General features: G+C 72.5%; 22 protein-coding genes and 2 tRNA genes. 18 read left to right on the top strand and 6 right to left on the bottom strand.

What is annotated here, in order from left to right:
- Positions 1-89 precede the first annotated feature (89 nt).
- Positions 90-503, bottom strand: coding sequence for an SsgA family sporulation/cell division regulator (locus ABT034_RS18210; RefSeq protein ID WP_015032345.1), 414 nt, complete (start codon positions 501-503; stop codon positions 90-92).
- 190 nt (positions 504-693) lie between these two features.
- Here ABT034_RS18210 and ABT034_RS18205 point away from each other — a divergent pair, with 190 nt between their 5' ends.
- Positions 694-1,116 (top strand): TIGR02611 family protein, encoded by a 423-nt coding sequence (locus ABT034_RS18205; protein WP_351216267.1) that lies wholly within the window; start codon positions 694-696, stop codon positions 1,114-1,116.
- Between the two features lie 54 nt (positions 1,117-1,170).
- A tRNA-Val gene (locus tag ABT034_RS18200) sits at positions 1,171-1,245 on the top strand.
- A 49-nt stretch (positions 1,246-1,294) separates the two neighbouring features.
- Here ABT034_RS18200 and ABT034_RS18195 read toward each other — a convergent pair.
- A complete protein-coding gene (locus ABT034_RS18195; protein WP_351216265.1) occupies positions 1,295-3,868 on the bottom strand; it encodes an SCO7613 C-terminal domain-containing membrane protein in 2,574 nt (857 codons plus the stop codon).
- A gap of 92 nt (positions 3,869-3,960) precedes the next feature.
- On the opposite strand from ABT034_RS18195, the gene ABT034_RS18190 reads away from it, so the two are divergent.
- Both ABT034_RS18190 and ABT034_RS18185 read left to right on the top strand, forming a co-directional pair.
- Positions 3,961-4,407, top strand: coding sequence for an SRPBCC family protein (locus ABT034_RS18190; protein WP_351216263.1), 447 nt, complete (start codon positions 3,961-3,963; stop codon positions 4,405-4,407).
- 39 nt (positions 4,408-4,446) lie between these two features.
- A tRNA-Val gene (locus ABT034_RS18185) sits at positions 4,447-4,518 on the top strand.
- Positions 4,519-4,566: 48 nt separating this feature from the next.
- Here the strand turns inward: ABT034_RS18185 and ABT034_RS18180 are convergent.
- Positions 4,567-5,295 carry a 3'-5' exonuclease gene (locus ABT034_RS18180; RefSeq protein WP_351216261.1) on the bottom strand — a complete coding sequence of 243 codons (729 nt, stop codon included), beginning with the start codon at positions 5,293-5,295 and terminating at the stop codon, positions 4,567-4,569.
- 121 nt (positions 5,296-5,416) lie between these two features.
- Here ABT034_RS18180 and ABT034_RS18175 point away from each other — a divergent pair, with 121 nt between their 5' ends.
- The 3 genes from ABT034_RS18175 to thrS all read left to right on the top strand — a co-directional run bounded on the left by ABT034_RS18175 (position 5,417) and on the right by thrS (position 9,471).
- Positions 5,417-5,992 carry a DUF4365 domain-containing protein gene (locus tag ABT034_RS18175; RefSeq protein WP_351216259.1) on the top strand — a complete coding sequence of 192 codons (576 nt, stop codon included), beginning with the start codon at positions 5,417-5,419 and terminating at the stop codon, positions 5,990-5,992.
- Positions 5,992-7,338, top strand: a complete 1,347-nt coding sequence (locus ABT034_RS18170) for a hypothetical protein (RefSeq protein ID WP_351216257.1) — start codon at positions 5,992-5,994, stop codon at positions 7,336-7,338. The genes ABT034_RS18175 and ABT034_RS18170 overlap by 1 nt, the downstream gene beginning before the upstream one ends.
- A 156-nt stretch (positions 7,339-7,494) precedes the next feature.
- Positions 7,495-9,471 (top strand): threonine--tRNA ligase, encoded by a 1,977-nt coding sequence (thrS, locus tag ABT034_RS18165; RefSeq protein WP_351216256.1) that lies wholly within the window; start codon positions 7,495-7,497, stop codon positions 9,469-9,471.
- A gap of 13 nt (positions 9,472-9,484) precedes the next feature.
- Here thrS and ABT034_RS18160 read toward each other — a convergent pair whose 3' ends face one another.
- Entirely contained in the window at positions 9,485-10,174 is a 690-nt protein-coding gene (locus ABT034_RS18160; RefSeq protein ID WP_351216254.1) for a potassium channel family protein, read from the bottom strand.
- A gap of 65 nt (positions 10,175-10,239) precedes the next feature.
- Here ABT034_RS18160 and ABT034_RS18155 point away from each other — a divergent pair, with 65 nt between their 5' ends.
- Positions 10,240-10,803 (top strand): HIT family protein, encoded by a 564-nt coding sequence (locus tag ABT034_RS18155; protein ID WP_351216252.1) that lies wholly within the window; start codon positions 10,240-10,242, stop codon positions 10,801-10,803.
- 69 nt (positions 10,804-10,872) lie between these two features.
- Here the strand turns inward: ABT034_RS18155 and ABT034_RS18150 are convergent, their stop codons facing one another.
- Together ABT034_RS18150 and ABT034_RS18145 are read right to left on the bottom strand one after the other, a co-directional pair.
- A complete protein-coding gene (locus tag ABT034_RS18150) occupies positions 10,873-12,531 on the bottom strand; it encodes an AbeC-like domain-containing protein (protein WP_351216250.1) in 1,659 nt (552 codons plus the stop codon).
- 175 nt (positions 12,532-12,706) lie between these two features.
- Entirely contained in the window at positions 12,707-14,923 is a 2,217-nt protein-coding gene (locus ABT034_RS18145; protein ID WP_351216248.1) for an elongation factor G-like protein EF-G2, read from the bottom strand.
- 283 nt (positions 14,924-15,206) lie between these two features.
- Here ABT034_RS18145 and pgsA point away from each other — a divergent pair, with 283 nt between their 5' ends.
- The 10 genes from pgsA (at position 15,207) to ruvA (ending at position 23,126) form a co-directional block, all read left to right on the top strand.
- On the top strand, positions 15,207-15,869 hold the full coding sequence (pgsA, locus tag ABT034_RS18140) for a phosphatidylinositol phosphate synthase (protein ID WP_351216246.1): 663 nt from the start codon (positions 15,207-15,209) through the stop codon (positions 15,867-15,869).
- 5 nt (positions 15,870-15,874) lie between these two features.
- Positions 15,875-16,789, top strand: coding sequence for a phosphatidylinositol mannoside acyltransferase (locus ABT034_RS18135; protein ID WP_502972972.1), 915 nt, complete (start codon positions 15,875-15,877; stop codon positions 16,787-16,789).
- Complete coding sequence (locus ABT034_RS18130) at positions 16,786-17,937, top strand: glycosyltransferase family 4 protein (RefSeq protein ID WP_351216242.1); 1,152 nt, start codon at positions 16,786-16,788, stop codon at positions 17,935-17,937. Before ABT034_RS18135 ends, ABT034_RS18130 begins: the two co-directional genes overlap by 4 nt.
- Before the next feature lie 224 nt (positions 17,938-18,161).
- Positions 18,162-18,797 (top strand): N-acyl homoserine lactonase family protein, encoded by a 636-nt coding sequence (locus ABT034_RS18125; RefSeq protein WP_351216240.1) that lies wholly within the window; start codon positions 18,162-18,164, stop codon positions 18,795-18,797.
- An 11-nt stretch (positions 18,798-18,808) separates the two neighbouring features.
- Positions 18,809-19,351 carry a hypothetical protein gene (locus ABT034_RS18120; protein ID WP_351216238.1) on the top strand — a complete coding sequence of 181 codons (543 nt, stop codon included), beginning with the start codon at positions 18,809-18,811 and terminating at the stop codon, positions 19,349-19,351.
- Between the two features lie 117 nt (positions 19,352-19,468).
- The gene (pdxS, locus tag ABT034_RS18115) at positions 19,469-20,392 is read left to right on the top strand and encodes a pyridoxal 5'-phosphate synthase lyase subunit PdxS (RefSeq protein ID WP_351216236.1); all 924 of its coding nucleotides are present in this window, start codon (positions 19,469-19,471) and stop codon (positions 20,390-20,392) included.
- A 6-nt stretch (positions 20,393-20,398) separates the two neighbouring features.
- Positions 20,399-20,989 (top strand): pyridoxal 5'-phosphate synthase glutaminase subunit PdxT, encoded by a 591-nt coding sequence (gene pdxT, locus ABT034_RS18110; RefSeq protein WP_351216234.1) that lies wholly within the window; start codon positions 20,399-20,401, stop codon positions 20,987-20,989.
- A 62-nt stretch (positions 20,990-21,051) separates the two neighbouring features.
- The gene (locus tag ABT034_RS18105; RefSeq protein WP_351216232.1) at positions 21,052-21,804 is read left to right on the top strand and encodes a YebC/PmpR family DNA-binding transcriptional regulator; all 753 of its coding nucleotides are present in this window, start codon (positions 21,052-21,054) and stop codon (positions 21,802-21,804) included.
- Between the two features lie 129 nt (positions 21,805-21,933).
- Complete coding sequence (gene ruvC / locus ABT034_RS18100; RefSeq protein WP_351216230.1) at positions 21,934-22,497, top strand: crossover junction endodeoxyribonuclease RuvC; 564 nt, start codon at positions 21,934-21,936, stop codon at positions 22,495-22,497.
- Positions 22,494-23,126, top strand: coding sequence for a Holliday junction branch migration protein RuvA (ruvA, locus tag ABT034_RS18095; protein ID WP_351216228.1), 633 nt, complete (start codon positions 22,494-22,496; stop codon positions 23,124-23,126). The genes ruvC and ruvA overlap by 4 nt, the downstream gene beginning before the upstream one ends.

The raw sequence follows: 23,126 nt of genomic DNA, 5'->3' as shown, positions 1-23,126 counted from the left end.
GGTGGGAGCGCCGGATGTCGTGCCTATGTGGCTGCCCGCGCGGCGCCGTCGCCCCGAGTCGGACGGCGCCGTGCGGCTCTCGGCCTGGCTCAGCTGTCGGCCAGGATGTGGGAGAGCTCCGTATCGAGGTCGAAGTGCCGGTGCTCGGTGCCAGGTGGCACGGCGGCGTCGGTCCTCTTCAGGAACGACTCCAGGGCCCTCGCCGGGGCCTCGAGCAGGGCTTCTCCCTCGGGGGAGCTCAACGCGATGCAGACGACTCCCTGACCGTGGCTACGCGACGGCCAGACGCGGACGTCGCCCGTGCCGGTGGGCCGGTGCAGCCCCTCGGCGAGAAGGTCGCGGGCGAAGACCCACTCGACCGTCTCCTCGGCTCCGGTGTGGAAGGTGGCGTGCACGGCATAGGGATCGGCCGTGTCATACCGCAGGCCCGCGGGTACAGGCAGTGAGGACTCGCTCGACACAACGAGGCGCAGGTGCAGCTCGCAGCTGACCGTGGTGTTCATAAGCGCCAGGGCCTTTCGCTCAGTGTGCGCTCGGGGATTCGCACGTCGGCGAAATCGACATGCCACCTCCGGTGCCGTTGTAAACCCCTCTGTCGGTTTTGTGAGTGTTCAGGTAGCTCGTATGGGCGCCTGTGACCTGCGGTAATACCGCCATTCCGGCGACGGCTCCCCGTCCGGTAAGTTGGGGACCATGAATGCGGAGAGTGACGAGCGCGCCGGGGAGTCCGCAGACGGCCAGGAAGCCGAACTGGGATCCCGCGCGCCGGAGTTCATCAAGTCCCGCCGAGGCCTGCATCTGAGCTGGCAGGTCGGCGTCTTCATCGTGGGACTCGCCGTGGTCGGCGCCGGAGTGGTGATGCTGCCGCTGCCCGGACCCGGCTGGCTGGTCATCTTCGGCGGCATGGCGATCTGGGCGACCGAGTTCGTCTGGGCGCAGCTCGTGCTCCGCTGGACCAAGCGCAAGGTCACCGAGGCCGCCCAGCGGGCGCTCGACCCCAAGGTCCGCCGCCGGAACATCATCCTCACCACCGTCGGCCTGGTGATCATCGCCGTCCTGCTCGGCATCTACCTGTGGAAGTTCGGCTTCGTCATGCCGTGGAAGATCGAACAGTGACCGTCGGATGGTTCGGGAGCCCCGCTGACATGCGGTAATGTTTGCGGTGCACCGGGGCGATTAGCTCAGTGGGAGAGCACTTCGTTCACACCGAAGGGGTCACTGGTTCGAACCCAGTATCGCCCACCACCCGGTCCGAAGGCCCGGAGACGGAACACCGTCTCCGGGCCTTCGGCGTTCACCGCATCCGCGCGACCCGGTCCCGGAGCCGCCTGGCGTCCCGCAGCCGCTGCTCGTACGTGGCGCCCACCGCGAGCAGCAGCAGCCCGGCGAGGGCCGGCGGCAGCCAGCGCGGCAGCGCGCCCACCACCTGCACCACGTACGGCGCCAGCTCGTGGAGCCCGTCCAGGGCGAGCACCGCACCGCCGAGGACCAGCAGGGCCTGGAGCCGGAACCGCGCGCCGATCAGCGTCACCGCCAGGGCCGCGACCCCCAGGGCCAGCGGGCGGACCCACTCCGGGTCCGTCCAGGCCGCGAGGAGGCTCGGCAGCAGGGTCGCCGCGAGACCGGGGCCGTACGCCGTCCAGGACGAGGCCTCGGGGTCCCGGCGCCGCCGCAGGAACCCGAAGACGAGCGCGGGCACCGTCACCGGGAGCGTGTACGCCTCCGGGGTCGTCACCTCCCAGTCCGCGAGCCGCACCCAGGTGGCCAGCAGGAACAGCACCGCCGCCGTCCACGAGGCGAACCGCCGCCGCTCCGGCCGTACCGCCGTCGCCGCCGCGATCGCCCCGGCGAGGGCCAGGGCCAGCGCCAGGAACGCCGGCCGGGACACGGCGAGGCCGAACGCGGGCAGCGCCACGGCCGCGCCGGTGATCTCCACCGCCAGGGCCACCGCACGGGGGCGCGTGGCGGCTCCCACGGCGGCGGTGCCCGCCGGGACCAGGAGCAGGGCGAGGGCCGTCCAGTGCTCCTCGAACCCGCCGGCGGCCGCCACCGCGCACACCAGGCCGGTCGCGGTGAGGACCGCGCCGATGGCCGCGACCACACGGCGCGCGTCCGTACCGAGCACCGCGACACCCGTGAGGAGACCCAGCACCACCCCGAGCACGGCGAACGTCGCTCCCCGTACGTCCAGAGCCAGGGCCAGGGCACTCACGGCGGACCCGAGCCCGGCGACGTAGGCGCACCAGCCGAGGACGGCCCCGGCCTCCAGGAGGGGCGTCCGGGCCTCGGGCCGCCGGGGCGCCCAGGAGGCCCAGGGGGCCGCCGTCCCGGCCGCCGCCCCTGTCGAGGGGCCGCCTGCCACGCGCGGGCCGTGAGTGGTGTCCCCGGCCGCGCGCAGACCGCGGGCCAGTGGGTCCGGGCGGACGGCGATCCACAGGGCCGCCGCGGCCGTCAGGAGCTGGAGGGTGAGCGTCGCCGCGTACGGCAGGTCGAGGGAGACCGGCAGGGCGGTGAGCAGCGCCCAGGCCAGGGCGAGGGCCCCGCACCGGGCCCACAGCCGGGGGACCGCCGCGAGAGCGGCGACGGCCACCGCCAGGACCAGGGCCGCCGTCGCCGGGTACGACGTCAGGGCGCGCTCGGCGTGCTCGCCCGACCACACGGCCGTCGTCCGGGCCACCGGCCCGAGGAGCCCGGCCGCCACCGGCGGCAGCGCCCACACGACCCCGAGCCCCGCCACACCGGCCCCGGCCCCGGCCAGCCCGAGCCGGACGCCACGCGGCAGCCGGAACCCACCGGCCGCCTTCTCGGGGGCGGCGCCGAGCCGTCCGCCGTCGGGCGCCCCCGCACCTGCGGTGTCCGTGCCCGGCGTCATGCCGCCGACCGTGGCCTTCGTGTCGCCCAGCCGCCACACCGAGGCCAGGGCGAGCCCGCACAGCACGTACCCCGGCACCGCCCACTCCGCCGGGACCGCGGTGCGCAGCAGGCCGCCCAGGGCCGCCACCGTCGCCAGGCCCGCCACCGTCGAGGCCGCCACCGCGAGGGCGGGCGTGCGCCAGGACACGTACAGGGTCACCGCGGCGCCCGCCAGGAGCAGGGCCGCGCCGCTCCACGGCGCGGTGAGCGACAGCCAGCCGCCCGTCAGGAGCGCCCAGCCGCCGAGCAGCACCGCACCGGTGACCGCCGTGATCCGGACCGGCGCCGGCCGCGCCCACAGCGCCACCGCTCCGTCCGCCGCCGCCGTCACCAGGGCCGCCCACGCGAAGGCCGTCGGCCCGCCGCCGGCCGCGAGCGCGCCCAGAGGCAGCGGCAGCTGGGCCGCGACCACGGCCACCGGAAGCGGGATCCGCAGCCGGGACAGCGCCGATCCGTACGCGGTCCACGCGCCCGCGAGGACCGCGGCCGCCACCGCCGTGTACCCGAGGCCGTCCGTCTCCGGCAGCGCCACCCGGTGCAGCGCGTACGCGTCGAGCACCATTAGGACCAGGCCGAGCGCCGCCACCGACTCGGCCGTCGACACCAGGCCCCTGCGGAGCAGCGCCACCGGCACCACCAGAGCCGCGGAGGTCACCACGGAAAGGACCGCGGCGCGACCGCCGATGCCCATCGAGCCCCAGCTCACCAGCGTGAAGGCGACCGCGGCGACCGTCAGCAGGGTGCCGCCGAGCGTCAGCAGCACGTTCTGCGCGCTGCGCGGGGTCGCGTCCGCCACCGGCGGCCGGGGCCGCGGCGCCGCCGACGCCACCGGTGCGTACAGCACCTGGAGCAGCCAGGCCCGCCGGGCCAGCAACTGGGACCGGCGTGCGTCGAGTTGCGCCAGCTCGCGGTCGACGAGCACCAGCTCGTCGGCGGGCGGCAGTGAGTTGTCCATGTCCGGAGTGTGGCCCCGGCCACACCTGGCGGGAATGCGTCCCCGTACTCATCTTCCGGCGCCCGCCGTCTGAGTACCCGCACACTGGGGGCATGGACTGGTGCCGGTACCGATTCCGCAGCGTCTGGCGGCTCGCCGCCCCGCCCGACGCCGTCTACGCCGTCCTCGAACGCGCCGAGGAGTACCCCCGCTGGTGGCCCCAGGTCCGCGAGGTCGCCTCCGTCGACGACACCACCGGCACCGCCCGCTTCCGGTCCCTCCTCCCGTACGACCTCGTCGTCACCGTCCGCGCCCAGCGCCAGGACCCGGCCGCCCGGGTTCTGGAGGCGGACCTGAGCGGCGACCTGGAGGGCTGGGTCCGCTGGACCGTCACCCCCGAAGGGTCCGGCACGCGCGCCGTGTACGAGCAGGAGGTCGAGGTCCGCGCCCGCCTCCTGCGGGCCCTCGCCGTCCCCGGGCGGCCCGTCTTCCGCGTCAACCACGCCCTGATGATGCGCGGGGGTCAGCGGGGGCTCGCCGCTCATCTCCTATCGGTTTGAACCGACGGCCCGGAGGCCTGTATGGTTCAACCCGTTCCCGGGCGATTAGCTCAGCGGGAGAGCACTTCGTTCACACCGAAGGGGTCACTGGTTCGATCCCAGTATCGCCCACCGGGTAGAGGCCGGTCCGTCGAAAGACGGACCGGCCTCTGTCATGTGTCACGCCGCCGTGCGCAGTTCCGGCCGCAGCGGCCACGCCGGGTCCACGGTCTCCGGCGTGCCCTGCCGGGTGAACCACGCCTGGAGGCCCCGGGCCTGCGCCGCGTGCCACACGGACTGCAGCGTGTGCAGCTCCGCCGGCGTCAGCCGTTCCAGCCGGGACGAGAAGCGCCGCGCCACCGCCCGTACGACATCGAGCGCCGCCGTCGCGTCCGCCGCCGCGTCGTGCGCGCCCGTCAGCTCCACCTCGTAGTGCGCGCAGAGGTCCGTGAGCGTCCGGCGGCCCTTGCGGTAGCGGTCCAGGTGCTTGTCGAGGACCCGCGGGTCGAGCACGCACAACGGGGTGCCCGGCAGGTAGTCGCCGAGCGTGGACGCCCGGTGCCTGCGCAGCTCGCGGTCGAGGATCGTCAGATCGAACGGCGCGTTCATCACCACCAGCGGACGCCCCGCCGCGACCTGCTCGGCCAGCGCCCGCCCCAGCTCCTCCATCACCGGGGCCGGCCAGCGGCCGTACCGCTGGAGGTGATCGTCCGTCAGTCCGTGCACGGCGGTCGCCCCTTCGGGGACCGGTATGCCCGGATTGACCAGCCAGCGCGTCACCCGCGGACGTGCCCCCGCGGTGTCCTGCACGACCAGAGCCGCCGACACGATCCGGTCGCCCTCGACGTCGACTCCCGTGGTCTCCGTGTCGAAAGCGGCCAGGGGCCCTTCGTACCAGTGCATCGTCATCCCTGAACTCCCTGCACACGTGCGGCAGATGGCCAACCCCCTGCCCCGAAACGGTGATACCCGGACTGTTTGCGCCGTACGCGGACCGGTCACAACACAAGGGACGGGGAAGGAAATCGACATGGCGCTCGCCAAGCCCGAGTCGGGAGGGCTGCCGCCCCAGCGGCTGGCACCGACGCGCGGCTCACTCGCCACCACCGCCTGCATGGAGACCCTTCAGGTGGGATACCTGCACGCCGTCGCCGCCGCGGCCGGCTGCTCGCTGTCCCAGCCCTTTCCGGACAACGGCATCGACTGGCACGTGAGCCACGGCTCGCCGGGCCACACCGTCGACGACGAGGTGACCATCAAGGTGCAGCTCAAGTGCACCTACCAGCTACCGCCGCGAACGCCCGGGGACACGTCCGCGGCGTTCTCGTTCACCCTCGACAACGACCACCTGGTGAAGCTCGCCAGGACCCCGGTGTCCGTGCACAAGATCCTCGTCGTGATGCTCGTCCCGAGGTCACAGGAGGACTGGCTGAGAGCGAGCCACGACCGGCTCGACCTGCGGCACTGCTGCTACTGGATCAACCTGGCCGGACACCCGGTCACGGGACGGCGCAGGACCACCGTGCGCATACCGACGGCGCGGATCTTCGACGACCGGGCGCTCTGCGAGATCATGACCCGGGTCGGCGTGGGAGGGAGACCTTGATGCACCGACCGATCGACGAACCGAGGTTCGGGGACGAAGGGGCCGGGGACGGACGGGCCGGGAGCGGAGACGGGGCCGGAGGCGGCCCCGTCTCCCTTCCCCCGCCCTACCGGCCCCACCCGGCGCCCGGCGACACCCCCGGCCCGTGGACCGGCGTCCCGGCCCCGCCCACCGGACCCTGGGCCGAAGCCCACGGCGCACCCGACCCCGGCAGGGTCGACCCGCGCGTCCTCGGCGCCCTCCTCGCCCGCCACGGCTGGCGGCGCCGCGGCGGCGCGCCCGGCCGCTACAGCCGCTGGACCCCGCCGGGCGCCGGCACCGGCACCAGCCTCCTCGTCCCCGAGAGCCGGGCCTTCCCGGACAGCGAGGACCTGCTCGGCGAGGCGCTCACCGCCCTCGCCCGCAGCGCCACGCCCTCCGCCCGCGAGGTCCTCACCGGCCTCGCCGTGCCCAGCGACGAGCTCCGCTGGTGGCGCGACGTGCCCCCCGGCCCTGGCGGCGCCGTCCCCTGGACCGTGCAGGAGCAGCTCAGGTCCGCCGCCCGCCAGATGCTCCTCGCCGGCGCCCTCGCCGTGCGCGGCCGGGCCGGCTACTACGGGGCCCGGCACCGGCGCCAGGCCCAGGCCTCCCTGGAGACCGTCGTCGTCGGCGCGGCGCCCGGCGGACGCGGCCTCACCGCCTTCCTGCCGGTGGAACCGGGCCGCCCCGTCGCCGTCCGGCTCTACCACGCGCTCCACGCGGCCCGCGAGGCCACCGACTACCAGCGGGCCACCGGCGGCATGGAAGCCTTCGACGCCGCCGTCGGCGCGGGCGTCAGCCGCGAACTCACCGAGGCCCTCGTCGCCCTCGTCCGCGGCACCGAAGGAGCCCGCATCGCCCTGGAGTGGGCCCCGTCCGCCGGGGCGCCCGAGGGCTGCGCCCCCCGGCCCGAACCGGTCGAGTTCTCCCCGGGCGACCTGCCCGCCCTGCGCGAAGCGAGCGCCCGCTACCTCACCGACGAGCCGTCCGTGCCGGTCCGGCTCACCGGCGCCGTCGTCCGCATGCGCCGCTCAGGGCCGCGCGGCGACGGCACCGTACGCCTCCGGGTGCTCGCCGGGGCGGAGGTCCCGCACGTCCGCGTCACCCTCGACGAGGAGGCGTACCGCACGGCCGGCCACGCGCATCTCGTCGGGCTACCGATCCGGGTGGTGGGCCGCCTGGAGAGCCGGGGCGGCTTCCGCCGCCTCACCGACGCGTCCGGGGTGGTCCCCGTGCAGGTGGACGAGACGGAACGGGACCGGCTGATGAAGGCCCTCCAGGAGAACCTCGACTTCTTCGAGGAGGCGTGCGGCCCGGACGAGGGGTGAGGGGCGGGACGGGGGCGGGGCGGCGACGGGGGAATCCGTTTCGCGGTGGTGGGGGCCGCCTCGGTAGGATCGGTGGCGGCGCGGCACCTCGTACCTGTCGCGTACCGACGGCGCCGGCACCTCGTGTCTGCCCGCGCCCCTATGTATGGAGCACCCGTGTCTGATGTCCGTGTGACCGTCCAGTCCGCCTCGGAAGCAGAGGAGAGGGCGGTGAGCGCGGGCACCACCGCCGGCGCCCTGTTCGCCGACGACCGCACCATCATCGCCGCCCGCGTCGGCGGTGAGCTGAAGGACCTGTCGTACGAGCTCTCCGACGGCGATGTCGTCGAGGGCGTCGAGATCTCCTCCCCCGACGGTCTCGACATCCTGCGCCACTCGACCGCGCACGTCATGGCGCAGGCCGTGCAGGAGCTCTTCCCCGAGGCCAAGCTGGGCATCGGCCCGCCGGTCCGGGACGGCTTCTACTACGACTTCGACGTCGAGAAGCCCTTCACCCCCGAGGACCTCAAGGTCATCGAGAAGAAGATGCAGGAGATCCAGAAGCGCGGCCAGCGCTTCGCCCGCCGCGTGGTGACCGACGAGGACGCCCGCGCCGAGCTGGCGGACGAGCCGTACAAGCTGGAGCTCATCGGCATCAAGGGTTCCGCTTCGACCGACGACGGGGCGAACGTCGAGGTGGGCGGCGGCGAGCTGACCATCTACGACAACCTCGACGCCAAGACCGGCGACCTGTGCTGGAAGGACCTCTGCCGCGGTCCGCACCTGCCGACCACCCGGAACATCCCCGCGTTCAAGCTGATGCGCAACGCCGCCGCCTACTGGCGCGGCAGCGAGAAGAACCCGATGCTCCAGCGCATCTACGGCACCGCCTGGCCGTCGAAGGAGGAGCTGAAGGCCCACCTCGACTTCCTCGCCGAGGCCGAGAAGCGCGACCACCGCAAGCTGGGCAACGAGCTCGACCTCTTCTCCGTCCCCGACGAGATCGGTTCCGGCCTCGCCGTCTTCCACCCCAAGGGCGGCATCATCCGCCGGGTCATGGAGGACTACTCGCGCAAGCGGCACGAGGAGGAGGGCTACGAGTTCGTCTACTCGCCGCACGCCACCAAGGGCAAGCTGTTCGAGAAGTCGGGCCACCTCGACTGGTACGCCGAGGGCATGTACCCCCCCATGCAGCTCGACGAGGGCGTGGACTACTACCTCAAGCCCATGAACTGCCCGATGCACAACCTGATCTTCGACGCGCGCGGCCGCTCGTACCGTGAACTGCCGCTGCGCCTCTTCGAGTTCGGCACCGTGTACCGGTACGAGAAGTCCGGCGTCGTGCACGGTCTGACCCGGGCCCGCGGCTTCACCCAGGACGACGCGCACATCTACTGCACCAAGGAGCAGATGGCGGAGGAGCTCGACAAGACCCTCACCTTCGTCCTCAACCTGCTCCGCGACTACGGTCTGACCGACTTCTACCTGGAGCTGTCCACCAAGGACCCGGAGAAGTTCGTCGGCTCCGACGAGGTGTGGGAGGAGGCCACCGCGGTCCTCCAGCAGGTCGCCGAGAAGCAGGGCCTCCCGCTGACCCCCGACCCGGGCGGCGCCGCGTTCTACGGCCCGAAGATCTCCGTGCAGGCGCGCGACGCCATCGGCCGCACCTGGCAGATGTCGACCGTGCAGCTCGACTTCAACCTGCCGGAGCGCTTCGACCTGGAGTACACCTCCCCGGACGGCACCAAGCAGCGCCCGGTCATGATCCACCGCGCGCTGTTCGGCTCCATCGAGCGCTTCTTCGCGGTGCTCCTCGAGCACTACGCGGGCGCGATGCCGCCGTGGCTGGCGCCCGTCCAGGCGACCGGCATCCCGATCGGTGACGCGCACGTCGACTACCTGCACGAGTTCGCCGCCAAGGCGAAGAAGCAGGGGCTGCGGGTGGAGGTCGACTCCTCGTCGGACCGGATGCAGAAGAAGATCCGGAACGCGCAGAAGCAGAAGGTCCCGTTCATGGTCATCGCGGGTGACGAGGACATGGCCGCCGGTGCCGTCTCCTTCCGCTACCGCGACGGTTCGCAGGAGAACGGCATCCCCGTCGACGAGGCCATCGCCAAGCTCGCCAAGGTCGTCGAGGACCGCGTCCAGGTGTGATGACCTGAGCGGTTCAGGAGGCCCCCGGGGAATCCCCCGGGGGCCTCTTCTCGTCCTCCTGGGTGAACGCCTGGACCAGCCAGGAGGAGAACGAACCCGTCACCGCGCCCAGGAGCGCCAGACCGCAGGCCATCACGCCCACCGCCGTCACCCTGCCGACCGGTGTCACCGGCGCCACGTCCCCGTACCCGACGGTCGCGAGCGTGGCGCAGGTCCACCACACCGCGTCGCCGAAGGTACGGATCGTGGCGCCGGGCGCGTCCACCTCGTGGTGGTAGACCGTGAGCGCGCCCGCGAAGCCGAGCAGGGCCGCGCTCAGACCGGCGTAGGCCATCACGCGCGCGTAGAGGCCGAGCCGCGGAGTGCCGTGGCGCCGCCGGACCCGGTCGTAGAAGCTCACCAAGCGCACCGGCCGCAGCAGCGGCAGCAGCAGGACCACCGTGTCGAGCATATGGGCGCGGACGAAGCGGAGCGGCCCCGTGCCGCTGAGGCGGAGCCGTACCACGTAGTCCACGAGGAAGACGGCCCAGGCGGCGACCGTGACGGCGAGGCAGGCGTCGAGCCAGGCCTGGGGGAGGCGGTGGCGGGCGAGGACACGGACCGCGTAGCCGGTCAGGAAGGCGAGGGAGGCCACGGCGAGCGGGATCTCCATGCGGCGGTCCCAGCGTTCCTGGCGTGGCGGTTTCGGGGGCCTGTCGCTCATCGGAACAGCATGGCCGCCCCACGGATCCTCCGCCCCGGCGACACGTTCCGAACGGGCGACGCAATATGCTGCACAGCATGACGACTGAGCCGGAACAGCAGATCGGAGTGGGGACGCGGGACGCGTTCCAGCGCCTGTGGACGCCGCACCGGATGGCGTACATCCAGGGCGAGAACAAGCCGACCGGGCCGGGGGCCGAGGACGGCTGCCCGTTCTGCTCGATCCCGGCGAAGTCGGACGAGGACGGCCTGGTCATCGCGCGCGGCTCGAGCGTGTACGCGGTCCTCAACCTGTATCCGTACAACGGCGGGCACCTCATGGTCGTCCCCTACCGCCATGTCGCCGACTACACGGATCTGGACGTCGCGGAGACGGCCGAGCTCGCCGACCTCACCAAGCGCGCGATGGTCGCGCTGCGGGCGGCGTCCGGGGCGCACGGCTTCAACATCGGCATGAACCAGGGCGCCGTCGCGGGCGCGGGCATCGCCGCCCATCTGCACCAGCACGTGGTTCCGCGCTGGGGCGGCGACACGAACTTCATGCCGGTCGTCGGTCACACCAAGGTGCTGCCGCAGCTGCTCGCCGACACCCGGAAGATGCTGGCCGACGCCTGGCCGGCCACCATCTGATCCGTACGGCGCCCGCCGTCCGGTCCGTACGGGCGGCCCCCCCTACGCGTCGATCCGTACGGGCGGTCCTCACGCGTCGTAGACGTCGGCCTTCTTCGGGCCGGGCTCCTGGACGCCACCGCCGAGGATGAGCGAGCGGTTGGTGAAGCGCTCCGTGTCCACGCCGTGTTCGTCGAGCATCCTGATGGTGGCGGCGTGGACCGCCCGCAGCACCGGCGTCGCCATGCGGATGGCGTCGTCGGCCATGAAGCGGTTCTTCCAGGGCGGCCCGGCCCAGATGTGCCGCAGCCCGAAGGGCTCGGGTAGCACGAGCTTGCCGCCGAGGAAGTCCAGGACCGGCGGGTACCAGGTGAGCGGGGCGCGGACCGCGAGCCGGACGACCTCGTCGGTCGTCATCAGCGGCTGCTGGATCTCCTTGGTCTCCCAGAAGCGGACGGTCTTGGAGACCTCCTTGGTCTTCGCCTTCGGCTTCGTGGTGAACAGGCCGTGGACGGGACCGAGGGCGTGCCCGGTGACCTCGATCCGCAGGGTGTGGAGCAGCGACGTCACCGTGACCATCATGGTGAGCACCAGGTTCCCGTCCCAGAGCGTGAACTGCACGCCGAGGTAGTGGCGGTTGCCGGCGCCGAACTGCTGGTCGTTGCAGACGCGCTGTATCTCGTGCGGCTTGACCTGGTAGTGGACGATGCTGTCGCCCTCGGGGCGGGTGACCTCGTCGGCGCCCTCGCCCACCGGGGAGACGATCCAGTGCTTGACGGTCGGCTTGGGGAAGCCGGTCTTGAGGGAGCCGCGCTCCAGCAGCGTGAGCTGGTCGTGGATCTTGCGGACGACGTCCCAGGCGCGGAAGTCGTGGATCTCGCGGCCGGGCTGCGGGACCAGCTCCTCGGCGAGCGTCCAGCTGCCCCAGCGCGTGCCGAGGCCGAGGACGCCCTTCGCGCCCGCGTAGAACACGATGTTGGACTGCTGCTCCGCGGAGAGCTTCTCCAGGTTCTGCCGCAGCTCCTCGGCGGCCTTCTCGCCCGGGTCGCGGGGAGCCGCCTCGGGGATCTTGGCGCCGATGCCGCCACCGCTGAGCAGGGCCGTCCAGCGCTCGCGCAGATCGACGGCGGTCCTCTCGCAGATCCGGCGGGCGAGGAACCAGCCCACGACCGGAGCCACCAGCATCGCGCGCAGATAGGTCGGCAGGATCCCGTCGAAGGGCAGCTTGAGCAGGACGAGCAGAGCGAGGAACCCGGCCGCGACGAGGAAGGCCGTGCCGATGGCGCTGGTGCCCTTCTTGTCCGAACCCGCAACCATCCGGCGGAGCTGGATGACGCCGAGCCAGAGCAGCAGACCGGGCAGGAAGAGCACCCCGCAGACGAGGGTGACCAGACTCAGCTTGATGTCGCGCTGCCTGCGGAGGCGTGAGGCGGCGAGGCAGTGCTCGACGACCGGCTGCGGTTCCGCGCCGAACGACTGGATGAGGGCCTTGCGGGCACCGCCGAGCATCCGCACCTGGACGGCACGCGAGAACGCCTCGCCGAGGTCGGGGCGGAAGAGCTTGTGCCACTTCCCTTCCTTGACCGTCGACTTGTAGAGGTCGCTGTCGGCTTCCTTGATCGTGTCCAGCGGACTGTCCCGGTACGCGGCGGACGCCAGGGCGTTCGTCGCCCCCGTACCGCCGCCGGAGCCCTGGAGGGGGATCTGTGCCCCGGGTCCGAAACCGTCCATCGCCACTGCCGCCCCCATCGCGCGCGAGTCCCTGTGCGGGCTGTTCCCAACTGCCGCGCCCCGCACACCTTCTGAGCTGGGCACCCCAGCGTAACCGGGTACCGCCTGATGCGTCACCGGAGTAGGACGGCTCGGCCGAATGCCGCCCGCTCCACCGGTCAGACGCGGGCGGCACCGGCTGTCACACCGTCAGTCAGGCGCCCTTCCCGGCCCGTTCGCGTACCTTCTCGGCGAGGTGCGGCGGCATCGGCTCGTGCCGGACGTACGCACGGTCGAACCGGCCGGTGCCGTGCGACACGGACCGCAGGTCGATCGCGTACCGCCCGATCTCGATCTCCGGCACCTCGGCCCGGACCACCGTCCGCCCGGGCCCCGCCTGGTCGGTGCCGACGACCCGGCCGCGCCGCCCCGACAGGTCGCTCATCACGGGGCCGACGTACTCGTCCGGCACGAGGACCTGGACCTCGGCGACCGGTTCCAGGAGCTGGACGGCGACCTCGGCGGCCGCCTCGCGCAGCGCGAGCGCCCCGGCCGTCTGGAAGGCGGCGTCGGAGGAGTCCACCGAGTGCGCCTTGCCGTCCCGCAGGGTGACCCGGATGTCGACGAGCGGATGGCCGGCGGCGACGCCCCGCGCGGCCTGGGCTCGTACCCCCTTCTCGACGGAGGGGATGAACTGGCGCGGCACCGCCCCGCCGACCACCTTGTCGACGAACTCGATGCCGCTGCCCGGCGGGAGCGGCTCCACCTCGATCTCGCAGATCGCGTACTGGCCGTGGCCGCCGGACTGCTTGACGTGCCGGCCCCGGCCCGCGGCGGCGCCGCCGAAGGTCTCGCGCAGCGCCACCTTGTACGGCACGGCGTCGACCCGCACCCCGAACCGGCCCCTGAGGCGTTCGAGGGCGACGTCCTGGTGGGCCTCGCCCAGGCACCACAGCACCACCTGCCGGGTGTCCTGGTTCTGTTCGAGGCGCAGGGTCGGGTCCTCGGCGACAAGACGGGCGAGGCCCTGCGAAAGACGGTCCTCGTCGGCCTTGCTGTGGGCCTCGACGGCGAGCGGGAGCAGGGGCTCCGGCATGCTCCAGGGCTCCATCAGGAGCGGATCGCCCTTCGCGGAGATCGTGTCGCCGGTCTCGGCCCGGCCGAGCCGGGCCACACAGGCCAGGTCCCCGGCGACGCACTGCGCCATGGGCCGCTGCTGCTTGCCGAAGGGCGAGGTGAGCCCGCCGATCCGCTCCTCCGCCTCGTGCGGCTCCCGTCCCTCGTGGCCCCGGTCGGCCAGACCGTGACCGGAGATGTGGACGGTCTCGTCGGGGCGCAGGGTGCCGGAGAAGACCCGGACGAGGGAGACCCGGCCGACGTACGGGTCGGCGGCGGTCTTGACGACCTCGGCGACCAGGGGGCCCTCGGGGTCGCAGGCGATCGGGGGCCGGGGGCGGCCGTCGGGGGTGGTGACGGCGGGCGGCTCGTGTTCGAGGGGGGAGGGGAAGCCGCCGGTGATCAGCTCCAGGAGTTCGAGGGTGCCCAGGCCCTGCGTACCGCCGTCGGCGGCGGGGGCGGCCGCGAGCACCGGGTGGAAGGCGCCCCGGGCGACGGCCTTCTCCAGGTCGTCGACGAGGGTCTCCACGTCGATCTGCTCCCCGCCTAGGTAGCGGTCCATGAGGGTCTCGTCCTCGCTCTCGGCGATGATCCCCTCGATCAGCCGGGCGCGGGCCTCCGCGATGACCTCCCGCCTGCTCTCGTCGGGCGGGCCCTCCCGCCGTACCCCCGTGGAGTAGTCGTGGATCCGCTCCGAGAGCAGACCGACCAGGCCGGTCGCGGGCGCGTGCCCGTCGGGTCCCTCGTCGCCGAGCACCGGGAGGTAGAGGGGGAGGACGGCGTCCGGGTCGTCCCGGCCGAAGAGGGAGCCGCAGACGGCGGTGAGCTCGTCGAAGCCGGTGCGGGCGGTGTCGAGATGGGTGACGACGATGGCGCGGGGCATGCCGACGGCGGCGCACTCCTCCCAGATCATCCGGGTGGAGGCGGCGACGGCGTCGGCCTCCTGGGCGGCCGAGACGACGAAGAGGGCCGCGTCCGCGGCGCGCAGACCGGCCCTCAGCTCCCCGACGAAGTCGGCGTACCCGGGGGTGTCGAGGAGGTTGATCTTGTACCCGTCCCAGCCGATCGGGACGAGGGAGAGCTGTACGGAGCGGTGCTGGCGGTGCTCGATCTCGTCGTAGTCGGAGACGGTGGCGCCGTCCTCGACCCGGCCGGCCCGGTTGAGCGCCCCGGCGGTCTGCGCGAGCGCCTCCACCAGGGTCGTCTTGCCGGATCCGCTGTGGCCGACCAGCACCACGTTCCGCACGGCCGTGGGCCGGTCGGCCGTCAGAGCCCTGCCGGCGGCCCCGGCGGCGGTGTTCGCCTTGTCACCCATGATGTGTTCCTCCCGACTGCACGCACGGTGCGGCGGTACGACGGGTGCCGCGGGGGAGTGGTGTGACGCGGTACGGCTCCAGCGGTGCCCGCGGTGGTCCTTCGAGCTTTGCACCGACGCCAGGACGCGTCCATACGTCGCGCGGGCGTCCCCCGGGAGAGCCCCCCGGGGGACGCCGACGCGGCGGGGGCGGGTGCCCGCCCGTACGCCGGGGCGCGCGTGGCTACGATGGGTGAGCCGGTGGTCGTAGGGGCCGCGCGGCCCACCGAACGTCGGGAAGGCCATGCTGAACAAGTACGCGCGTGCATTTTTTACGCGTGTCCTCACACCGTTCGCCGCGTTTCTGCTCCGCCGGGGCGTCAGCCCCGACGCGGTCACGCTCATCGGCACGGCGGGAGTGATGGCCGGTGCGCTGGTCTTCTTCCCCCGCGGAGAGTTCTTCTGGGGCACCATCGTCATCACCCTCTTCGTCTTCTCCGACCTCGTCGACGGCAACATGGCCCGGCAGGCGGGGATCTCCAGCCGCTGGGGAGCCTTCCTCGACTCGACGCTCGACCGGGTCGCCGACGGCGCGATCTTCGGCGGCTTCGCGCTCTGGTACGCGGGCAGGGGCGACGACAACGTGCTGTGCGCCGTGGCGATCTTCTGCCTGGCGAGCGGCCAGGTCGTCTCGTACACCAAGGCGCGCGGTGAATCGATCGGCCTGCCCGTCGCCGTGAACGGCCTGGTCGAGCGCGCCGAACGCCTGGTGATCTCCCTGGTCGCCGCGGGCCTCGCCGGACTGAGCACGTTCGGCGTGCCCGGCGTCGAGGTCCTGCTCCCGATCGCCCTGTGGATCGTGGCCGTCGGCAGCGCCGTGACCCTGGGCCAGCGGGTCGTGACCGTACGACGGGAATCGGCCGAGGCGGACGCCGCCGCGGCCGGTGGGAGCGGGGCGGCGTCGTGAGCGCGCTGAAGGACCGACTGAGCGACGGGCTGTACGGCGCCGGCTGGGCGACCGTCAAGAAACTGCCCGAGCCGGTGGCCGCGGGCCTCGGCCGGCGGATCGCCGATTTCACGTGGAAGCGGCGCGGCCGGAGCGTCCTGCGGCTCGAGGCCAACCTCGCGCGCGTGGTGCCCGACGCCACGCCCGAGCGCCTCGCCGAGCTGTCGAAGGCCGGCATGCGTTCGTACATGCGGTACTGGATGGAGTCCTTCCGGCTGCCGACCTGGAGCAAGGAGCAGGTCGAGCGAGGGATAGACATCAAGGACGTCCACCACTTGGAGGACGGCCTCGCCGCCGGGCGGGGTGTCGTCGTCGCCCTGCCGCACCTGGCGAACTGGGACCTGGCCGGTGTGTGGGTGACCCGCACGCTCGGCGTGCCCTTCACGACGGTCGCGGAACGGCTCAAGCCGGAGACGCTCTACGACCGCTTCGTCGCCTACCGCGAGTCCCTCGGCATGGAGGTCCTCCCGCACGCCGGGGGCTCCGCCTTCGGCACCCTGGCGCGGCGCCTCCGGGCAGGCGGCCTGGTCTGCCTGGTCGCCGACCGCGACCTGTCCGCTTCCGGCACCGAGGTCACCTTCTTCGGCGACACGGCACGGATGCCGGCGGGGCCCGCGATGCTCGCCCAGCAGACGGGCGCGCTGCTGGTGCCGGTGACGCTCTGGTACGACGGGACGCCGGTCATGAAGGGGCGGATCCACCCGCCCGTCGACGTACCCGAGACGGGTACGCGGGCCGAGAAGACGGCCGTGATGACGCAGGCGATGGCCGACGCCTTCGCCTCCGGCATCGCGGAGCACCCGGAGGACTGGCACATGCTGCAACGACTGTGGCTCGCGGACCTGGAAGAACGTCCGGAGCGGGAGGGCGGGACGGCGTGAGGATCGGCATCGTCTGCCCGTACTCCTGGGACGTGCCGGGCGGCGTCCAGTTCCACATCCGCGACCTCGCCGAGCACCTGATCCGGCTCGGCCACGAGGTCTCCGTCCTCGCCCCCGCCGACGACGAGACCCCGTTGCCGCCGTACGTGGTCTCGGCCGGCCGGGCCGTCCCCGTGTCGTACAACGGCTCGGTGGCGCGGCTCAGCTTCGGCTTCCTCTCCGCCGCGCGGGTGCGCCGCTGGCTGCACGACGGCACGTTCGACGTCGTCCACATCCACGAGCCGACGTCGCCCTCCCTGGGGCTGCTCACCTGCTGGGCGGCGCAGGGACCGATCGTGGCGACCTTCCACACGTCGAACCCGCGCTCGCGGGCGATGATCGCGGCGTATCCGATCCTCCAGCCCGCCCTGGAGAAGATCAGCGCGCGCATCGCGGTGAGTGAGTACGCGCGGCGGACGCTCGTCGAGCACCTCGGCGGGGACGCCGTCGTCATCCCCAACGGGGTCGACGTCGACTTCTTCGCCCGCGCCGAACCGAAGAAGGAGTGGCAAGGCGAGACCCTCGGCTTCATCGGACGCATCGACGAGCCGCGGAAGGGCCTGCCGGTCCTCATGCGGGCCCTGCCCAGGATCCTCACCGAGCGGCCCGGCGCGCGGCTCCTCGTTGCCGGGCGCGGGGACGAGGAGGAGGCGGTGGCCTCGCTGCCGCGCGAGCTGCGGTCCCGGGTGGAGTTCCTCGGCATGGTCAGCGACGAGGACAAGGCACGGCTGCTGCGCAGTGTCGACGTGTACGTGGCGCCCAACACCGGCGGGGAGAGCTTCGGGATCATCCTCGTCGAGGCGCTGTCGGCGGGCGCGCCGGTCCTCGCCTCCGACCTCGACGCCTTCGCCCAGGTCCTCGACCAGGGCGCGGCGGGCGACCTCTTCGCCAACGAGGACGCGGACGCCCTCGCGGACGCGGCGATCCGTCTCCTTGGGGACGAGAAGCGCCGCGCGGGGCTGAGCGTCCGGGGCTCGGCCCATGTACGCCGCTTCGACTGGGCGACGGTGGGCGCGGACATCCTCTCGGTGTACGAGACGGTGACGGACGGGGCGGCGGCGGTAGACACAGACGAACGCGTAAGCCTCCGAACCCGGCTGGGCCTGTAGCCCCGGTACGGCCGCCCCCCCGGTGCGGGCCTAGTGGGGGCCTCCGCGGGGACCCCCACGCCCCAGCGGAACGGATCCCCGCAACCGGGACCGTCCCGGCGGAGTCGGTGGGTGGCTGTCCGGTCGAGCGGCATGCGCGCCGCGAGTGCGTGGCCCGACTCCGGAGCGGAGCCCGGGACAAGTCGCCGGGGGTTGCCGACAGGCTCGTCGGGCAGGCTCGGCGCATGATCTCCGTCGAGCGGTTCGACCTCGGTCACTTCACCCGCCCCGCCGAGGAATGCGCCAACCCCCACCCCCGCGTGGAGCCCGTCCTCGCCTACCTCGTCCGCCACCCCCGCGGCACCCTCCTCTTCGACACCGGCATGGGCACCGGCTCCCCGGAGACGGACGCCCACTACCGGCCCGTCCGCCGCCCCCTCCCCGTCGGCCCCCGCGATGTCGACGTCATCGTCAACTGCCATCTGCACTTCGACCACATCGGCGGCAACCAACGCTTCCCTGACAGCCCCGTCCTCGTCCAGCGCACCGAGCTCGCCACCGCCCGCGCCGGCGGGTACACCATCGATTCGCTCCTCCCCGGCGTCCGCTACGAGGAGCTCGACGGCGAGCACGAGATCGCCCCCGGTATACGGATCGTGCCGACCCCCGGCCACACCGACGGACACCAGTCGCTCCTGCTCGACCACGGCGACCGCGTCACCGTCCTCGCCGGCCAGGCCTACGACTTCGCCCACGAGTTCGGCACTCCGTACCGCCCCTGGCTCGACCGGCTCGCCGAGCTCGCCGCCGGACGTCCCGCGCGGGTCCTGTTCGCCCATGACCGCGACCTTTGGGAAGGGGTGCTGCCACCGCCCCGGTAGCCTGTGCGCCCGTGACCGAAACCCTGATCTGGACCGTCGTCGCGCTGATTCTCATCGGCGTCTATCTCAGCTGGACCGCCGGACGCCTCGACCGGCTGCACTCCCGTATCGACGCGGCCCGCGCGGCCCTGGACGCGCAGCTGCTGCGCCGGGCCTCGGTCACCCAGGAGCTGGCCACCTCCGGCGTACTCGATCCGGCCGCCTCGATCGTGCTGTACGAGGCCGCGCACGCCGCCCGGCAGGCCGAGGAGGACCATCGGGAGGTCGCCGAGAGCGAGCTCAGCCAGGCTCTGCGGGCCGTGTTCGGCGAGCCCGAGCAGGTGGAGGTCGTCCGGCAGGCTTCCGGCGGCGAGGAGGCCGCGGGTGAACTCGCCCAGGCCGTCCGCCGGGTGCCGATGGCCCGCCGTTTCCACAACGACGCCGTACGCGCCGCCCGCGCCCTGCGCCGCCACCGCAAGGTCCGCTGGTTCCGGCTCGCGGGCCACGCGCCCTTCCCGCTGGCCTTCGAAATGGACGACGAGCCCCCGGTGGCCCTTGCCGATCGCCCGGCCTGACACCCCGTAACCTGCGAAAACGATCCACCGGGTCCACATTGGCCCTTGCTGTGGACCCCAGGTGGACTGTTTCCTCGTCCTAGTCGTCAACCCCTGTTGTCACGAGTGAGGTACCCCGTGTCCACCACGCCTTCCGTTTCCCCCCAGTCCGCTGAGCCCTCGGCGATCGGCACCTCCCGTGTGAAGCGCGGCATGGCCGAGCAGCTCAAGGGCGGCGTGATCATGGACGTGGTCAACGCCGAGCAGGCGAAGATCGCCGAGGACGCCGGCGCCGTGGCCGTCATGGCCCTGGAGCGGGTCCCCGCGGACATCCGCAAGGACGGCGGCGTGGCCCGCATGTCCGACCCGAACATGATCGAAGAGATCATCGGCGCGGTGTCCATCCCGGTCATGGCCAAGTCCCGCATCGGCCACTTCGTCGAGGCCCAGGTCCTGCAGTCCCTCGGCGTCGACTACATCGACGAGTCCGAGGTCCTCACCCCGGCCGACGAGGTCAACCACTCCGACAAGTGGGCCTTCACGACCCCCTTCGTCTGTGGCGCCACCAACCTGGGCGAGGCCCTGCGCCGTATCGCCGAGGGCGCGGCCATGATCCGCTCCAAGGGCGAGGCCGGCACCGGCAACGTCGTCGAGGCCGTCCGCCACCTGCGCCAGATCAAGAACGAGATCGCCAGGCTGCGCGGCTTCGACAACAACGAGCTGTTCGCCGCCGCCAAGGACCTGCGCGCCCCGTACGAGCTCGTCAAGGAGGTCGCCGAGCTCGGCAAGCTCCCGGTCGTGCTGTTCTCCGCCGGTGGTGTCGCCACCCCGGCCGACGCCGCGCTCATGCGTCAGCTCGGCGCCGAGGGCGTCTTCGTCGGCTCCGGCATCTTCAAGTCCGGCGACCCGGCCAAGCGCGCCGCCGCCATCGTGAAGGCCACCACCTTCTACGACGACCCGAAGATCATCGCGGACGCCTCCCGCAACCTGGGCGAGGCCATGGTCGGCATCAACTGCGACACCCTCCCCGAGTCCGAGCGCTACGCCAACCGCGGCTGGTAACCACTCATGAGCACACCCGTGATCGGTGTCCTGGCTCTCCAGGGCGACGTACGGGAGCACCTGATCGCCCTGGCCGCGGCGGACGCCGTGGCCAGGCCGGTGAGGCGCCCCGAGGAACTGGCCGAGGTCGACGGCCTCGTCATCCCCGGTGGTGAGTCCACCACCATCTCCAAGCTGGCCGAGCTCTTCGGTCTGATGGAGCCGCTGCGCGAGCGCATCGCCGCCGGCCTGCCGGTGTACGGCACCTGCGCCGGTCTGATCATGCTCGCCGACAAGATCCTCGACCCGCGCTCGGGCCAGGAGACCTTCGGCGGCATCGACATGATCGTCCGCCGCAACGCCTTCGGGCGGCAGAACGAGTCCTTCGAGGCCGGCGTCACCGTCACGGGCATCGAGGACGGACCCGTCGAGGGCGTCTTCATCCGGGCCCCCTGGGTGGAGTCCGTCGGCGCCGAGGTCGAGATCCTCGCCGAGCACGAGGGCCATGTCGTCGCCGTACGGCAGGGCCGCGCGCTCGCGACCTCGTTCCACCCCGAACTCACCGGGGACCACCGCATCCACGCCCTGTTCGTCGACATGGTGCGCGCGGCACGCTGATCCGATCCCGGTAGGATCTCTGGGGTTCGTGCAGTACTGGGTTACGCGAAGGAGACAGGCAGATGTCCGGCCACTCTAAATGGGCTACGACGAAGCACAAGAAGGCCGTGATCGATGCCAAGCGCGGCAAGCTCTTCGCGAAGCTGATCAAGAACATCGAGGTCGCGGCCCGCACGGGCGGCTCCGACCCGGACGGTAACCCGACGCTCTTCGACGCCATCCAGAAGGCGAAGAAGAGCTCGGTCCCGAACAAGAACATCGACTCCGCGGTCAAGCGCGGCGGCGGCCTCGAGGCCGGCGGCGTCGACTACGCCACGATCATGTACGAGGGCTACGGCCCGAACGGTGTCGCGGTGCTCATCGAGTGCCTCACCGACAACCGCAACCGCGCCGCCTCCGACGTGCGCGTGGCCATGACCCGCAACGGCGGCTCGATGGCCGACCCGGGCTCGGTCTCGTACCTGTTCAACCGCAAGGGCGTCATCGTGCTCCCCAAGGGCGAGCTGTCCGAGGACGACGTCCTGGAGTCGGTGCTCGAGGCCGGAGCCGAGGAGGTCAACGACCTCGGTGAGTCCTTCGAGATCATCAGTGAGGCCACCGACCTGGTCGCGGTCCGCACCGCGCTCCAGGGGGCGGGCATCGACTACGACTCCGCCGAGTCCAGCTTCGTCCCGACCATGCAGGTCGAGCTCGACGAAGAGGGCGCGCGCAAGATGTTCAAGCTGATCGACGCGCTGGAGGACAGCGACGACGTGCAGAACGTCTTCGCCAACTTCGACGTCAGCGACGAGGTCATGGAGAAGGTCGACGCCTGATCACGGCCGTTCCGCAGCGGGCCGACGGGGACACACCCCCGTCGGCCCGCTGTCGTTCGTGCGGTGTTGTCAGTGGCAGCGGATAGCCTGCACAAACAGTTGAGCGACAGCGGTCCAGGGAGGGGCACAGTGCGCGTTCTCGGGGTGGACCCCGGCCTGACCCGGTGCGGGGTCGGCGTCGTCGAAGGCGTCGCGGGACGGCCCCTGACCATGCTCGGCGTCGGCGTGGTGCGGACCGCGGCGGACGACGACATCGGTGTGCGCCTTGTCGGCATCGAGCGCGGCATAGAGGAGTGGCTCGACCGCTTCTCGCCCGAACTCGTCGCCGTGGAGCGGGTGTTCAGCCAGCACAACGTGCGTACGGTGATGGGCACGGCCCAGGCCAGCGCCGTCGCCATGCTCTGCGCCTCACGCCGTGGCATCCCCGTCGCCCTGCACACCCCCAGCGAGGTCAAGGCCGCCGTCACCGGCAGCGGACGCGCCGACAAGGCCCAGGTCGGCGCCATGGTGACCCGGCTGCTCCGGCTCGCCGCCCCGCCCAAGCCGGCCGACGCCGCCGACGCCCTCGCCCTCGCCATCTGCCACATCTGGCGGGCCCCCGCCCAGAACCGCCTCCAGCAGGCCGTCGCACAGAACCGTCTCCAGCAGGCGGTCGCCCAGCAGGCGTCCGCAGTGAAAGGCCGAACCCGATGATCGCCTTCGTCAGCGGCCCGGTCGCCGCCCTCGCCCCCACCACGGCCGTCATCGAGGTCGGCGGCGTGGGCATGGCCGTCCAGTGCACCCCGGGCACCCTGGCCGGGCTGCGGATCGGGCAGGACGCCCGGCTCGCCACCTCCCTCGTCGTCCGCGAGGACTCCCTCACCCTGTACGGCTTCGCCGACGACGACGAGCGGCAGGTCTTCGAGCTCCTCCAGACCGCCAGCGGCGTCGGCCCCCGTCTCGCGCAGGCCATGCTCGGGGTCCACAGCCCCGACGCGTTGCGTCTCGCCGTGTCCACCGGGGACGAGAAGGCCCTCATGGCCGTCCCCGGCATCGGCAAGAAGGGCGCGCAGAAACTCCTCCTCGAACTGAAGGACAAGCTCGGCTCCCCCCTCGGCAGCAGCGGCCTGGTCGGCGCCCAGCGCGCCGCCGCCTCCGGCCCCGCCCCCTGGACCGAGCAGCTGACCGCCGCCCTGATCGGCCTCGGCTACGCGAGCCGCGAGGCGGAGGAGGCCGTCGGCGCGGTCGCCCCGCAGGCCGAGGCCGCCATCGCCGAGACCGGCACCGCCCCCGTACCGCAGCTGCTCCGCGCCGCCCTGCAGACCCTCAACCGCGCCCGCTGA

The sequence above is a fragment of the Streptomyces sp. NPDC002773 genome, from assembly GCF_040295605.1.
Lineage (GTDB): Bacteria > Actinomycetota > Actinomycetes > Streptomycetales > Streptomycetaceae > Streptomyces.
Note: the sequence above shows the minus strand (reverse complement) of the source record. Positions and strands in the feature narration are given on the sequence as shown.